The 14,774-nt window shown below is 55.0% G+C and carries 13 protein-coding genes and 4 pseudogenes; 12 read left to right on the forward strand and 5 right to left on the reverse strand.

What is annotated here, in order from left to right:
* Window positions 1-67: 67 nt before the first annotated feature.
* Both VOI23_RS13855 and VOI23_RS13860 read right to left on the reverse strand, forming a co-directional pair.
* A complete protein-coding gene (locus VOI23_RS13855) occupies window positions 68-1,276 on the reverse strand; it encodes an FAD-dependent oxidoreductase (RefSeq protein WP_323785498.1) in 1,209 nt (402 codons plus the stop codon).
* Between the two features lie 97 nt (window positions 1,277-1,373).
* Window positions 1,374-1,823 carry an FdtA/QdtA family cupin domain-containing protein gene (locus tag VOI23_RS13860; RefSeq protein WP_323785499.1) on the reverse strand — a complete coding sequence of 150 codons (450 nt, stop codon included), beginning with the start codon at window positions 1,821-1,823 and terminating at the stop codon, window positions 1,374-1,376.
* 341 nt (window positions 1,824-2,164) lie between these two features.
* Here VOI23_RS13860 and VOI23_RS13865 point away from each other — a divergent pair, with 341 nt between their 5' ends.
* The 11 genes and pseudogenes from VOI23_RS13865 (at window position 2,165) to csgH (ending at window position 12,236) form a co-directional block, all read left to right on the forward strand.
* Window positions 2,165-3,478, forward strand: coding sequence for an NDP-hexose 2,3-dehydratase family protein (locus VOI23_RS13865; RefSeq protein WP_323785500.1), 1,314 nt, complete (start codon window positions 2,165-2,167; stop codon window positions 3,476-3,478).
* A gap of 152 nt (window positions 3,479-3,630) precedes the next feature.
* Window positions 3,631-4,641 carry a glycosyltransferase family 2 protein gene (locus VOI23_RS13870; protein WP_323785501.1) on the forward strand — a complete coding sequence of 337 codons (1,011 nt, stop codon included), beginning with the start codon at window positions 3,631-3,633 and terminating at the stop codon, window positions 4,639-4,641.
* Between the two features lie 1,007 nt (window positions 4,642-5,648).
* Complete coding sequence (locus VOI23_RS18585; RefSeq protein WP_416376536.1) at window positions 5,649-5,903, forward strand: hypothetical protein; 255 nt, start codon at window positions 5,649-5,651, stop codon at window positions 5,901-5,903.
* Window positions 5,794-6,029, forward strand: a pseudogene (locus VOI23_RS13875) (IS3 family transposase); the annotation flags it as partial. The gene VOI23_RS18585 and the pseudogene VOI23_RS13875, both read left to right, overlap by 110 nt.
* Window positions 6,030-6,589: 560 nt before the next feature.
* Window positions 6,590-7,144: a curli assembly protein CsgF gene (locus VOI23_RS13880; protein WP_323785502.1), complete on the forward strand. Its 555-nt coding sequence runs from the start codon at window positions 6,590-6,592 to the stop codon at window positions 7,142-7,144.
* A gap of 47 nt (window positions 7,145-7,191) precedes the next feature.
* Window positions 7,192-8,061, forward strand: coding sequence for a CsgG/HfaB family protein (locus tag VOI23_RS13885; protein WP_323785503.1), 870 nt, complete (start codon window positions 7,192-7,194; stop codon window positions 8,059-8,061).
* Window positions 8,062-8,299: 238 nt separating this feature from the next.
* Window positions 8,300-9,289, forward strand: coding sequence for a hypothetical protein (locus VOI23_RS13890; protein WP_323785504.1), 990 nt, complete (start codon window positions 8,300-8,302; stop codon window positions 9,287-9,289).
* A 78-nt stretch (window positions 9,290-9,367) separates the two neighbouring features.
* Window positions 9,368-10,576: a hypothetical protein gene (locus VOI23_RS13895; RefSeq protein ID WP_323785505.1), complete on the forward strand. Its 1,209-nt coding sequence runs from the start codon at window positions 9,368-9,370 to the stop codon at window positions 10,574-10,576.
* A 197-nt stretch (window positions 10,577-10,773) separates the two neighbouring features.
* Window positions 10,774-11,427 carry a hypothetical protein gene (locus VOI23_RS13900; protein ID WP_323785506.1) on the forward strand — a complete coding sequence of 218 codons (654 nt, stop codon included), beginning with the start codon at window positions 10,774-10,776 and terminating at the stop codon, window positions 11,425-11,427.
* 4 nt (window positions 11,428-11,431) lie between these two features.
* Window positions 11,432-11,857, forward strand: a complete 426-nt coding sequence (locus VOI23_RS13905) for a hypothetical protein (RefSeq protein ID WP_323785507.1) — start codon at window positions 11,432-11,434, stop codon at window positions 11,855-11,857.
* Between the two features lie 13 nt (window positions 11,858-11,870).
* Window positions 11,871-12,236 (forward strand): curli-like amyloid fiber formation chaperone CsgH, encoded by a 366-nt coding sequence (gene csgH / locus VOI23_RS13910; protein ID WP_323785508.1) that lies wholly within the window; start codon window positions 11,871-11,873, stop codon window positions 12,234-12,236.
* A gap of 139 nt (window positions 12,237-12,375) precedes the next feature.
* On the opposite strand, the pseudogene VOI23_RS13915 reads toward csgH, so the two are convergent.
* From VOI23_RS13915 to VOI23_RS13925, 3 genes and pseudogenes are all read right to left on the reverse strand, one after another.
* Window positions 12,376-12,858, reverse strand: a pseudogene (locus VOI23_RS13915) (integrase core domain-containing protein).
* Between the two features lie 202 nt (window positions 12,859-13,060).
* A protein-coding gene (locus tag VOI23_RS13920; RefSeq protein ID WP_323785509.1) for an IS3 family transposase occupies window positions 13,061-14,187 on the reverse strand; the annotation gives its coding sequence in 2 pieces (ribosomal slippage) (window positions 13,061-13,917 and window positions 13,917-14,187; 1,128 coding nt in all).
* A gap of 62 nt (window positions 14,188-14,249) precedes the next feature.
* Window positions 14,250-14,501 (reverse strand): annotated as a pseudogene (locus VOI23_RS13925) (IS3 family transposase); the annotation flags it as partial.
* On the opposite strand from VOI23_RS13925, the pseudogene VOI23_RS13930 reads away from it, so the two are divergent.
* Window positions 14,496-14,702, forward strand: a pseudogene (locus VOI23_RS13930) (transposase); the annotation flags it as partial. The pseudogenes VOI23_RS13925 and VOI23_RS13930 overlap by 6 nt on opposite strands.
* Window positions 14,703-14,774: the final 72 nt, after the last annotated feature.

A 14,774-nucleotide genomic window follows, 5' to 3' on the forward strand; every position in this document is an offset into this window, starting at 1 on the left:
GTCTAGGAAACTAGGGGCACCTCAGCTTTAGGCTCAGTTTCCACTGTATTCTTCACCTTCCTTCAGATCAGAAGAGCAGGTTCTCCGCGAGCGTCTTTGCAATGATTGGAGCGCTCGAATATTTCCCGGTGTCGACGGATACATATCCATCACAATGGGTCACGCCGAACGTGCTACGATCGTGAATCGTGGACGTGGGATCGGATAAAGAACCATGGCCGCGCGCGAATACGTAGCCGCCCTCGATCCGGATGTCTTCGGCGGCGTCGAAAACCGCTCGTACCGAGGGCATTTCACGAGTGATGTTTTCCCGTATCCCGGCCACAACTCGATCTTTTTCGGATCCTTCTGGCGCGCGGCATTCGGGCGGGGCGACGTCGCGGCCTTCGGCCAACAATCCGGCAGGATACCACGACACGTAGAAATTCCGTCCATCATAGTTCTTTACGTCACCAAAAGGCCCTACCGCCAGAACCGCCGACCGAGCGCTGACGCACCGCGTTGTCCGGACGAATGCAGAGACGCGGTAGCGATGGCTCCAATCGCTTTCGGTCACAATTCCGAGGCTGCGGTCAACGGCGGGCCGGCCATGCCAGAGCGCGTTAACGACAATGCGGAACGGTCCTTCTCGTCCCGCCTCCGTTTCCACGAACAGGAGCCCGCGATCACGTGCAACTCCTGTAACGCGATGGCTGAGAAGGCGGGTAATTCCGGTTTCTGCCCCGAGCGCAGCGCTGAGACGGTCGGCGAACCAGCCCGTATCGACCGATCGTTCCGGAACGGCGAAGCCAGCCAAGGCCCGGTCGGGATTCGCGACATCGACCAGTTCCGCAGCGCTAAGGCGGTGAACACGCGCGTTTTCGAGGGGGCCGAGGTAGCGGCCATGACCTGCGTTTTCGCGAAGAGTTTCGGTCAGCCTTTCGAAATAGGCGCCCATGGATTCGGGGTCAACGATCGAGTCACGGTGGACAATGTAGTGGTCGTCTTCGGGTGTCGTGTGATCGGCGAGGCTGGTTCCGATCGCCTCTTCGGCCAGCGGTGCGAAACTGAGCCCCCCAGGCAGAACTTTTAGTGCTGTCGCAAGAGTTGGATCCGCGCTGTAAAGATAACCGAGATGAATCTTTCCTTCATTCCAACGGCTTGCGCCGGTCATTGGGTCGGGGGCCTGATCGAATATGCTTACCCTGGCGCCACGGCGGGCTAGGAACATGGCCGTGAGTGTGCCCATGATTCCTGCTCCGAGAACAGCAATATCCGGTTTCGGACCGCGCCTCATGACGGGACCGGGATCAGAGCATGTTCAGCCGGCGCAGACTTGCACCCACGCGCCCAAACCTGCCAGCCGAGACCGACCAGACACGACGTGTCAGATTTCATTGCGCACACTCGAAGTAGCTATCAGGATCATAGGGTGTATCGCACAGGACGGTGATCGCGGGCTGATGACCGTGAAAGGACTGCCTGGACCAGATGCCGGGGCCGATCAAGAGAGCACGGCGCGCGCCGCCGAGCTCCCATGAGAGACGTGTGTCATCCCTGCAAAGCTCGCAAGTCACCCGACCTGAGTTTAGCAACAGCAGTTGCCGACCCTTATAGTGGCCATGGCCGCCCCGTTCTGCCCCGTCCCGAGCACCGATGGTGAAGGCGCGTACCGGCGCGAAACCGAGCTTTGCGAAGTCGAGGCTGGCGAGTGAGCCGGTTTCGTCTTCGATCGCGTCAAGGGCCCAGAGAACCGCTTGCCCCTCAAAGGCCGTGGCCACGACCTGTGGAACGGGCGCCGATTTCCGATCGATACGTTTGGGTCTCATGACAACGTCGGCCAACTCTAAAAACGCTCCCTGCGTCTGCTGTAACGGTTTTCCCCGATTGGTACGGCCATTGATAGGGTTAGATGCTCCGGAAGCGTTAAACAAGGATCTTCAGAAGTGGGTTTCGAATGCTGAATTTTCTCAACTAATTGAATAGGGCGCAAGCCGGTCGCTACGGATAGACATGATTGGCATACTCTGGCAGTCATGTCGTCGTGAATTGGGGTGCCGCTGTTTCTTTTCGTCTGATATAGAGCTGACAGAGATGCGGCTTGGCCCGGATTAGGTAGGTTTCGCATGTTCCAATCAGACAGGTGGCTTGCTCGAAGTTGGTCAGGTCATTGAGAGAATATACCATGCCGATTGTCGAAGGCATCAGCCACCTGAACGACGTCCTCGAAGTAGAACGCTCTGGCTTTTCAATTCGTTCGGTGGGCTTTTCCGAAGCTGATGATTGGATCATGAATTCTGGTGCGCTTGCCCACCGGTCGGGCGGATTTTTCAATATTGTGGGAGTTCGTGAACCTTGCCATCCGGATCGTGTTTTCCTGCATCAACCGCAGGCGGCCATTACGGGCATGATTACGGCCGTCAAAGATGGCTCGCGGTACTTTCTGCTTCAGGCGCGGGCAGAGCCGGGCAATCCAAATGCAGTTCAGTTCAGCCCCACTGTTCAGGCGACCGCCGCCAACTATATGGGGTTGCATGGGGGGGCGCCAACTCCATACATTGATGCGTTCTTACGATATGACGCCGATGCAACGGTCCTCGCCGATACGTCGCAACTCGATCTTGGGGAACGTTATTTATTCAAGACCAAGCGCGCGATCATCCTTGAAATGCCAACGCTTGACCCGCCCGCACCATCATTTGTCTGGGTGAAAAATTCCGTTCTGGTTCAGGCGGCGCATCGTGGATTATTCCTGAATCCGGATCTTCGAACCCTTCTTGCCCTGTCTCCGTGGTCGCGCGATGATATCAGCAAAGAACTGACACCGGTGGATTGTGAGGTCAGAAAAAGCCTGTCGACCCCGCTTCGCCCCGAGGTGCTGGGGCGCACGTTCGCACGGACGCCCGCCGACGCGAAGACGTTGAAATTCGTGCCGCTTGAACAATTGGACGGATGGCATTTTGATCAAAACACGTTTTATGAAAATTCTTCACGACAAGGGATAGGCGTCGAAATGTTCGAAACGCGCGCCGTGAACCGGGAAGTGAAATCCTGGTCCCAACCTCTGATCAAAGCTGCTGGCGAGGGTCAGGCCATTCTCGTTTTCCGCAAGACGTCCTCAGGGTTGGAGTTTTTCGCTTCGTTTGCCAAGGAAACCGGTCTTGCGTCGCCAAGCGCACTTGGTCCCAGCCTCGTGCAGTATCCCGGATCAAGTGCCTGCGCGCCGAAATCCCTTTCGGAAAGTTCATACAAAGTGGTTTTCGAGGCCTTGGAAAGCGACGAAGGAGGCCGGTTTTACAGGAATATCTGGCGCTATCGGATTGCCGAATACGCAAATGACGCGAAAGATCTGTCGGAGGAACAAGGTGTTTGGCTCCGACTTTCGGAGCTGAAGCGATTGCTGGAAACCTCGAATATCTGCACCATCCAGTTGCGCGCGATCCTATCTCATTTGCTGGCAATTAGAATTTCCACGAACCAGGAAGAGGAAGCCCTGTGAGCGTGTCCAGGGCATTCATCGCATAGACATACAGGTCATGTTGTTGAACAGAGGGGCTTCTTTACCTTATGCGAGACCTTATGCGAGGTTTTGTTACCTTCCATGCGGCTCTTGAATTGCCGGCAACATATTTTTTTGCGGTTTAGATAGACATGAAATTAACTCGAGAACTTTCAAAGCTCATATCTTCGCCTTTCATCTCTCGCGGGGGTGGTTCGGCGACGGTTACGATTTGCATCCCGACCTATCAGTCTGAACCGTTTATCGAACGGACGCTCGCCTTTGCCAGCGGACAAACCTTGAACAATATCCGCATTCTGGTGTCGGTTGATACCTCCACGGATCAGACCGCAAATATCTGTCGTGAATTCGCCCGGACAGATTCCCGCATTGATGTGATTGAAACCGAAGAACGCGTGGGATGGGCCGGAAACGTCGCCAGACTCGTCCGAAACGTGGATACGGATTTCTTCTTCATGTTCTATCATGACGATGTGATCCTGCCTCAGTTTTGCGAAAAAATGCAGGCCGTACTACTGGCCGCGCCAGAGGCCGCAAGCGCAAATTGCGAAGTCAGTTGGCTTGGAGAGGCCGAGCGTCGGATTCCTGCTTATTCCTATCCACAAAAAACAGTCGAGCGCGTCGCGACGCTCTACGCATACGACCAAATCCCAGGTGCCCCAATGCGAAACATGGTACGCACCAGCAAGTTCGGAAGTGAAACGCTTCTGGAAGATGGCGCAGACGGGATGAAGCTACATTATGGTTTCCTTACAAAAATGATGATTGCCGGACCGTGCATAGCTGTGCCGGACAACTTGTACATTCGCTGGATCCGAAAAGGAGGACTTGTCGATGGTTGGAAAGCTCTCTCTTGGGAAGATTTTCTAGGGTCATGGCAAGCTATGCTGGACCGTCTTCTCCCGGTCCTCACAGATACCTTCGAGAACAAGTCTGATTGCGACCTGGTGACCCACGCCCTGCTATCGAGGGCGCGATGGCATCTGCAACAGAAAGCAAAGACAGACGATCAAAAACGCTCAAGCCTGCTTTTTCGAAGCGACCTATCCGAAGTTTCCTTTGAACCGAATTTGGAAAGTCTCAATCCAGAACTCGCCGCCGCTGTAAACGGGCTGGGGGCACGGGTTAAAAATGCCCTTTAACACTGGCGTCACTCTTCTTGATTCTATTGGGAAGAAGGGGACGTTACTGTCTGCCGTCAACGCTTATGGGGCCGAATAGGGTAATTTGATAAGAGAGTGTTTCTGGCTCATCGTAACCGCTGAGGAGTGGGACATGAGAAAGCCAATCTTTATCCACCTCTGGCAATCTTAGCCTCAGGACTCATACCCAGAATATGATGGTTGCTGCGAGAGCGATGGCGGATATGGGTCCTGAGCCTAATCAGGACCAGTGCAGGATTGAGTTTTCTCTAAGTCATTGAAAAATATGGAGGCGAGTACCGGAATCGAACCGGTGTTCACGGATTTGCAATACGTTCACATTACTTAATATCAATTAGTTATCAGTCAGTGTATAGAAAAGTATATAGATTTCTGACTGTGGGAGATTTACGGTAAAAAATATATACATATGGTGATTATGTGCCCGTTTCGAGAAATTTCACATGTGAAAATGCGATGGGGCAGGGCGCTATGGCCATGTACTCTCTGTGAAGTCGAAAGCTCATCATCGGGACCCAAAACACCGCAAGCATCCCCAGAATATCCCCGATGAAGTAAGTCGACGCTGTCTGAGGGTCGTCGCTGTACAGAAGGTCCGCTACAGCCGAATTAATAACGGACGAAAGCGTCCCAGCAAGAATGATGTCGCGCCAGTTCGTATGTCTGCCTGAGCCACAAAGCCATGCTTTCAATGGTCTACAGACTGATGATGTTAGCCATGTAGAACTGGTGGAAGGTTTCTGGGCCAAACCGTCTGCTAGGTGCCTTTATGACGCCGTCAGAGATGAAACTTGGGGAAAAGCGGCTCAAGCGGTCTGTCCAAACATGCACCCATAAAGCCGAAAGTTGTGTAAATTCGTCCTCCGAGGCAAGAGTTCCGTTCAGTTCGCAGTTCAGATGCTCAGACATTGGCGCGGCGCACCCAAGAGGGTTGATCGGTGCGCGGAGATTCAACTAAAAAGGGGAAAAGGCATTTATCTTGGTGCATGTCTGTTAAAGCAATATCTGAAAGGCATACTAAAATGAGTATTACCGCTACAGACACTGACGACACGCTAATTGGTACGGATTACAACGATACAATAGACGGCTTGGACGGATCGGACCTGATTTTTGGTTTGGCTGGGGATGATGAGCGGCAAGGGGAACTGCTACGACAATTCGATGGTCGAGACCTTCTTCAAGATCATCAAGTCGGAACTGATCTGGCCGGTCGCCTGGCAAACCCGGGAACAGGCTGAAAACGCCATCGCCAGATACATCGACGGGTTCTATAACCCAGTCAGGCGACATTCATCGCTCGGCTACAAAAGCCCTATCGCATTCGAGCGCGGGGCTCGCGAAGTGAGCTAAACGCTCTCCACTAAATCCGGGCAAGTCCAAAGGCACTTGCAATAAGGGTGGCAACCACAGAATTTGCTAGCCTGTCATCTCGGTATCGGTGAACGCATTGGAAAGACGATACCCGCGTTGATCAGATTAACTTGTCCGGTTGATGTGGGATCGTTACGCCCGTTTCAGCGAAGGTGGTTTGATTCGGTGGCAACTAGCCTAAATAGAGAAATTTAGACGAACTTTAGGGGGGCTGTACCAAGCCAAATACCCTTTCTGTAAGATCGTAACCATGGTTTCCGGCAGAAATTTGACGCGACGAAAGTCGCTGCCAACTTTCCTGTGTTTGGAAACAATCGATCTCCCTTGAGTAGAGAGAAGGTTCACTATTATGTGTCGGGTGTCCCGTTAAAGGAGAGATATGCCACCAGAGGTAGTTTCTCAATTGGTTTTTTGTCGCTTGGAATGCAATCAATGAATTTTATATACGCCAGAGTTTTTGACGAGTTCAGACGGTATTCCGGCATTTTGATGAAAATCATCCCTTTTTCTAAAGGAAACTCTAAAGTATGTATGTGATGTAGATTAATGAAATATGCGCCTGTTGGCGGCCTCAACAGACAAGGAAAAAAAATTATTAATCTACGCATTCGAGCGAATGCGGAATCACGTTGCCGAATCTATTTCGATTCGGCGTTCGGAGAGGGGTAAAGAGAATATGAAAAAGTATGTGCTTTTGGCGGTCGTTTTTAGTAATCCGGTAATTTTTAGCAATCCGGTAATTGCCCAAGACCTGACCTTCGATTTTGTGAGCCCCACGTTCGGAGGGAACTCTTTCAATTCAAACCACTTGCTTGCGCTTGCTGATATACAAAATCAGCATACGGACAATGGCGAGGGGACGGACAGCACGAGCAGTACGCAATCGGATTTGTTCATTCGCCAGCTGCAAAGCCGCTTGCTGTCATCGCTTTCTTCGGGACTGTCCGAGGTGATCACCGGTTCCGAGCCGGGCGACAGCGACACCATCGTCATCGGTGATCAGCAGATTTTTTACGAGCGATCTCTCGAAGATATTCGCGTGGAGATCACAAACCTTTTGGACGGCTCGACTACGGAGATTGTTTTGCCAGTCGTCGACGGGATCTAGGCGACCGACTGAATTCGCAGGCCAGTCAAGAGTTTGGGGGAATACAGATGGGGCTTTCCAGCCTAAGAATGATTGCCATAGGTGCGGCGCTAATAGCTATGTCAGGGTGTGCGACACTCGAACAGCGTACGCAGGAGCCGATACTGCCCGTCGCTACGTCTACTAGGAATGTACTGTCCGAGCTGCCGCCGCCCGCCCGCAAACTTGACGTGGCGATCTATGGCTTCGAGGATCTGACAGGTCAGTTCAAACCGTCAGAGGGTTTTCAGACCCTGTCAAAGGCCGTGTCTCAGGGCGGGGGGCCCGTTCTGGTCAAGGCGCTGCGCGATACGGGCGATGGCTCTTGGTTCCGCGTCGTGGAACGCGACAACCTTAACAATCTGCTGCAAGAGCGTAGAATCATTCAGGAAATGCGTCAGCTTTATCTGGGCGAAGAGCAAGTGAATCCGCAGGCGCTTCCGCCGATGCTGTTTGCCGGGGTAATTATCGAAGGTGGGGTCGTAGGCTTCGATTCCAATACCGTTACCGGCGGGGCGGGGGCTGCTCTTCTGGGGCTCAGCGCCCGGTCGGAGTACCGGCAAGATACCATCAGCGTCAACCTCAGGACGGTGAGCGTGAAAACTGGTGAGGTACTGGCCTCGGTTGTCGTTCAGAAGTCGATTATCTCGACTGCCGTTAGCACGGGCGCATTCCGTTATATCGACGTTGATAAAATTCTGGAGTTTGAAGCCGGCATTACTTCGAATGAGCCCGGTTTCGTCGCCCTGACCCGCACGATTGAAAAAGCGGTTTACGCTATAATCATGGAAATGGCCAAAGGGAACTTTTGGAAGTTCAAGAATCCGAAAGCAGGTCAAGCCCTGCTAAAGGAATACTTGAAAGAGGATGGTCACAAGCCCGAAGGCCAGAACGCCTAGTCGCCAAGTGGGGATACGCCCCCGTACAAAGTGGCGATGATTGTTGCTTTGGCGGCCCGGGAAATGAATTCGACCGTCGCAGACATAAAGGATCGCCCTTACACAGGGTGAATAGAGAGGACGCGGCGTCCACACGGCTGGACACCTCAGACGCCGCGCCCAGACCAGAGGCCGCAATTCTGCGGTCGCCAACCAAGCACCAGAGATGCCTTTGGTGCTTATATCGGAGGTTTGCCTCATGAAAAAGCACTTAATTGCAACTGCGTCCGTTCTTGCCATGGCCCTTGCCGCCCCGGCGCTGGCCAATGACAGCACCATCAGCCAGATCGGCGCAACCAGCACCGTCACCGTCGATCAGACGGGCGGTAACGAGGGGTCGTCGGCGATCAACCAGATCGGCGCCAACCATTCGGCGACTGTGACGCAGTCGGACGATCCAAACAACGGGACGCCCAACTTCAACACTGCGTCGAACACGTCGAGCATCTATCAGGAAGGTGACGGCGCCGAAGCCGTCGTGAACCAGACCGGCGATCCGGGTGAAACCCCGGGTAACATCTCGGATATCACGCAGTTCAACGACGGGCCGCCCACCGCGCTCGCGGATGTCACGCAAAATGGTGCCAACAACTTCTCAAGCGTTGAACAGGGGCGAGACGCCGATCCGGTTGATCGCCGGGGGCAGACCGCGATGGTCACGCAGGATGGAACGGATCACATCTCGACGATCCTACAGCGGGGTAATCTGAACAGCGCCACCGTATCCCAGGCATCCGCCGGTAACACCTCTGATGTCAACCAGTCGGGGCTCGACAACGACGCGACGGTCTCCCAGACCGGCGAGGGCAACCTGAGCACCGTCACGCAGAGCGCCAACTACGGCACCGTGTCGGTGGATCAGTCCGGCAATGGCAACGACAGCGATGTCACCCAGTCCGGCCGGGCCAACAGCTCGATCGCCGCGCTGATCGACCAGAGCGGCAACAACAACTCCAGCTCTGTCCTGCAGACTTCTCTCGTCGCAGGGTCTGGAAGCTGGGACCAGTTCGCCGAAGTCACCCAGTCGACCAACGACAACTCGTCGATCATCACGCAGGATGGTGGCGATCCGGTCGTGGACACCGTCAACCAGGGTAACTCGGCCAGCGTGTTCCAGACGATGACCAACGGGAACTACTCGAACATCGCTCAGTCGGGCGCCGGCAACGTCGCCACCGTCAACCAATAAGCCAACCATCCGCGTCGACCGGCTGCTTCTGCCTAGGGGCCGGTTGATCGCGGCTGCATTCATCAGAGGAATAACATCATGAAAAATCTTTTCATCACCAGTGTGTCCGCAATCGCGCTCAGCATCGGCGCCTCGGCGGCTTTCGCTAATGACAGCAACATCGACCAGATCGGCGCGACCAACATCGCGACCGTCGATCAGACCGGTGGCAACGAAGGCGCGTCGACCATAGATCAGGATGGGGCACAGAACCTCGCCGAGGTAACGCAATCGGAAAACCCGGTTGGCAGTGTCGGGGCTTCCGTTGCCGCGAATGACGCGACGATCAATCAGATCGGATCAAACGCGCGCGCACGCATCGAGCAGCACAGCGACAACCCGGGCGGCGCCAGCAACATGGCATCAATAAGCCAGAACTCCAACGGCCTCGCCCAAGGACCGGATGGCGTGCCGTCGGGCTACAGCATGAACGGCCGGATCGTACAGGCCGGATCTGGCAACTCCTCGAGCATCGTCCAGTCTGGCAATCCGAACCAGGCGCCTGGTAACGGCCTTGGCTCGGGGGTGACCGCGCGCAACGACCAGACCGGCGTCGACAACCAATCGGAAATCCTGCAGGATGTTTTCGCCCAGGATGCCAACCCGTTCACCGACGCCAACGTGGACCAGACAGGCGCTGGCAACGTTTCGGGTGTGCGCCAGCGCGGCTCCGCCGCGTTGGTCAACGTTTCGCAAACGGGCGCCTTCAACACGTCTGACGTGAACCAGGGCGCGAACCGCGAAATGACCGCCGATGTTGTGCAAACCGGTGTCGACCACAACAGCACGATCAATCAGACCGCGCGCACCGTCACCGCGTCGGTCAACCAAGACGGGACCAACCAGACCTCGATGATCACCCAGGGGGCTCAGAGCCGCGAATCCACGGCGACTGTCGTGCAGAGCACCCTCGACAACACGAGCACGATCACCCAGACCAACACGAGCGCGGATGCCTTCGTGACCCAGTCCGGGACGGGTGGTGTGAGCACGATCACGCAGTCCGACGGCGCGAATGCCTACGCCTTGCTGACGCAGTCGGGTATGGAGAACGTTAGCACGATGTCGCAGACCGGCGACGACCACCAGTCCATCGTGCTGCAGTCGAGTGACTACAATGAAAGCACGGTCACCCAGTCGGGCACAGCGGGAGCCAATTTCGCAAACGTGTCGCAAACGATCACGAGCGGAAACATCTCCAGCGTCGTCCAGACCGGTGCCGGCAACACAGCAACCGTGATGCAATAACATGCCCTTGGGGTCCGCGCGCATAGCGTGCGGGCTCCTCTCATCTGTGATCTGACGAATTTCATGACATCAGATCGAGTATCTGCAAGATTACAAGCGGCAAATACCCGTTTCTGGTAAAGTAAGTGTTAGCCTGCGTTTTGATAGGATCGCCGCCAAGCTGGTGGCTGGCAGCAATCAGAGCCAAGGAGATCGATATGATCCGTATGACTACAAGTCTCGTTATGATGCTTTTTGTAGGCCTGGCTCCGGTTCAGGCCGCAGACAACCTTGCCCAGATCCGCCAGGAGGCAACCGGAAACAGCAGCTTTGTTGATCAAACCGGCGCCGTCGGCGGCGAAGTCACGATCGACCAGATCGGTATTGAAAATGTCGCTCGGGTCGCTGATGAAGGGGATAGCAGCCTCCTGATAATCGAACAAAGAGGCGCGGATCAAAGCGCGATGGTGCGCCTTAGCGGCTTCGAAAATCAGGGTGACTTGAGACAAGATGGCGGCGGCAATATTGCCGATTTGCTTGTTTCAGGAGCCGTCAACAGCTTCAGCATCAGCCAATCAGGCCTGTTCGGCGCGAATTCAGCCCATGGTAACAAATTGTATTTGGCTCAAACCGGCATTGGAAATATCGCGGTTCAGACGCAGATTGGTTCCCGCAACAGTATGACACTTCAGCAGACTGGCGCAGACAATTATGCCGATCTTCTTCAAAAAGGTGAGGGCAATCTCATGGAACTCGAGCAGAACGGTGATGCAAACTCTGCAGAGTTGAAGCAGTTCGGGGTTGAGGCGTCGCCAATTGTCGTCACGCAAACCGGCGGTATGTCTGTCCAGATCACCCAGACGGGCGGGTAGCCCGATGCGGCGTAATCCTGTTCTCGTTTGCATTGTCGCGACAACCGCCATTGCGACTTCACATGCGCCTCTCGCACAATCGGATCTGAACGCTAGCGGCGACCTTTCTGTCATCGACCAGATCTCCCCGCCGGAGGAAAGTTCGGCGGGGATCGGGCAGATGAATCCTGCGGATCGCGCCGCCGCGGTCGAAGAGCAAGCACCATCCGTCGCAGATGGCACCTGCGCCTCCGCGAGCGAGGTGCAGCGTCGCCTGCTGGGCCTGACCTGCATTGGCGATGACGAGCTTGTCCTATCTGACGGAAGGAAAGCCGACCTTGATGGGGTGGTGCTGCACGAAGATGGCGCCTATGTCCGCGTTTCACCGCAACCTGCGCCTGAGGATGACGAAAGAGAAGAGATTTTGGGTCTGCCGGTTGCGAGCGAATAAAGGAACATTGAAAATGAAACTTATGCTGGCCGTGGTCGCCTCCGCTTTGTTGTTTCCGCTGAAAGTCGCCGGAGAAGAACCAAAACATGCTTGGGTTGTCGGAACCCGGTATGAAAGCGCAATCCAGCTCGAAGTATTCGCCCGGCTTGAGGCTGGTGAGTCGGGCTATTATGAACTGAGCGCGATCAAGGAAGGGGCTAGCGGTCGTTCGGTCAATCGCCAGGCTGGATCGGTTCCCGAATCTGAAGGCGAGGTATTGGGCCCGATCTCGATATCCAGATTCTCAGTCGAAACTGGGGCTACGCTTATTGTCGAACTGGTCGTTACGAGCAAATCTGGTAGTGTTTATAGAGACACGGTTCAGTTTAAAGGTGAGTAGGCCGACCTACTGACCTGCCGCCCAGTGAAATCATCCGCCTCGCAGCGCGACGGGAACGCTCTGCACTGATCGCTGCCGAACTGGAAGCCTGGCTCACCCACGGTAATCCCCCCATTTTTAATGGGCTCAGCCGTAGAATTCACGCGGCTGTTTTCAGTTTCATGGCGGGGTGATCCCGCCGATGGCCATGTTGGGCCGGTCGTTATTGTAAGTCCAGAGCCATTTCGTGGCCTGGTCCTGCGCCTCCTCTATCGTCTCGAAGATGTGCTGATCCAGCCATTCGTGCCTGACTGTGCGATTGTAGCGCTCAATATAGGCGTTCTGTTGCGGCTTGCCGGGCTGGATGTATTCGATCCGGATGCCGCGTTTCTCGGCCCATTCCATCAGCAGCCCACTGACATATTCCGGGCCGTTACATCCGCTTCAGCCGCTGGTTCTCTTCGGCCATGGCCTTCATCTCGGCGATCATCGAAGCATCCATCCCCCCGAACTTGGCCCGCCATTTGTAAAAGCACGCACTGCTCATCCCGTGTTCGCGGCATAGATCGGCAACCGGCACCCCGTTCTCTGCCTGCTTCAAAATCGACATGATCTGCGCGTCGCTGAATCGCTTGTTCTTCATCCGAATTCTCCTCGGTCAATCTGCCAGAAAAATTCTACTTATGAACACCACTAATTATGAACACCACTAATTTTCAGGGGGATTACCAAACTACACTCAAGCTCAGGTGCTTTAACCACCTTGCGCCTGGAGTCTTGCTATGAAGTGGTCCCAGTTTTCCGGACAGGTTTGCAGCCTTTCTAAGGTGTATCCGATTTAAGTTTCATGCTGCCAATTTCTGTTCTCGACCGTGCCAATATGCCTCCCTCGGCGTTCGATGCTCAAGGGAAGAATGGGGACGTTCGGTATTGTAGAAGGTCATCCATCTGCTGATCACGCACCGCGCGTGGAAACCGTCGGTGATTTCTTCGAGATAGATGGCTTCCTGCTTCAAGGAGCGCCAAAGCCGCTCAATGAAGATGTTGTCGAGATAGCGACCGCGCCCGTCCATAGAGATGCGCACGCCGGCCTCGTTCAGAGTAGTTATCCAAGCCGATCCGGTGAATTGCGACCCCTGATCCGAATTCATGATTTCGGGCGGACCGTGTCTGGCAATGGCGTCGTTCAGAGCCTTGACGCAGAAGTCTGCATGCATCGTATTCGACAGACGCCAGCTCAGCACCTTGCGGCTGTGCCAGTCCATGATCGCGACCAGATACAAGAAGCCATGCTTCACTGGCACGAAGGTGATGTCAGCACACCAGACCTGATTGGGGCGGACGATCTGCATCTTCCTCAGCAGATAGGGATAAACCGGGTGCTGTGGATGCGGTTGGCTGGTTCTCGGGCGTTTATAGATCGCTTCCAAGCCCATCTTCGCCATCAGCCTGCGCACACGGTGGCGCCCAACGATTGTGCCTTCTCGGCGCAGAAAGGCTGCGATCTGGCGGCTGCCGAAGAACGGGTATTTCGTGAACACCCGGTCGATCTCTTTCATCACCGCAAGCGTGTCTGAGTTGACTCCGACCGGCGTGTAATAAAACGCGGATCGGCTAAGCCGTACCAGCTTGCATTGCTGCGAGATGCTCAAATCTGGATGGTCGCGACGGATTATGGTGCGTTTCTTCTCGGGGCTCACTTCTTGAGCCCTTCGGATAAAAAATCGTTCTCAATCACCAACCTCCCGATCTTGGCATGAAGCTCCTTCACCTCCGCCTCGGACGGGCCGCCCTGCTTGCCTCCAGAAAACACATCGGCCATGCCTTCAACAGCCTGACGTTTCCACGTGCTCACCTGATTGGGGTGAAGCTGATGCTTCGACGCGATCTCCTGGATCGTCTTGTCACCGCGCAGCGCTTCCAACGCCACCTTGGCCTTAAACTGATCTGTAAAATTCCGGCGCTTCGCCATTCTCGTATCCCTTCAAAGGTTCGGGATACACCTTAGCTAACTGTCCGATTTCGTGGGACCACTTCAGTCGTCACCTTGTATTTCTTGGATCTTTCAACCCGAACGCCGTTTTCTCGCATCAGCCGTCCAACGCGGCGATGGCCGACTTCCAGACCCAGCTCTTTCAGCTCCTCTGTCATTCTGGGGCGGCCATAGCTGCCCAGGCTGAGCCGGGATTGCTCCTTGATATGCGCCAGAACAACCATGTCGGTCCGTTGCCTGCGGCTGGCCGGGCGGCTGCAATAAGCCCGCAAGCCGCGGGGGCTGACATTGACACCACGAACGCCATCGAGAGCCTGAACCGGGTGATCCGCAAGTCGATCAAGACACGCGGCTCGTTCCCGACCGATGATGCCGCAACCAAGTTGATCTATCTGGCGATCCGCAAATTCGAGAAGGATGGCAGAAATGTCCGGGAATGGTTTGCAGCTCGCAACCAGTTCGCCATAATGTTCGGCGAGCGCTTCGACGCTTGAGTATCTAAAACCGCATGGGCCGGGCCAGATACACAAAGTTCATGACACTCCCAGCAGATCTCATATTGTGCT

The sequence above is a fragment of the Thalassovita sp. genome (assembly GCF_034670005.1).
In the GTDB taxonomy this organism is placed as follows: Bacteria; Pseudomonadota; Alphaproteobacteria; order Rhodobacterales; family Rhodobacteraceae; genus Thalassobius.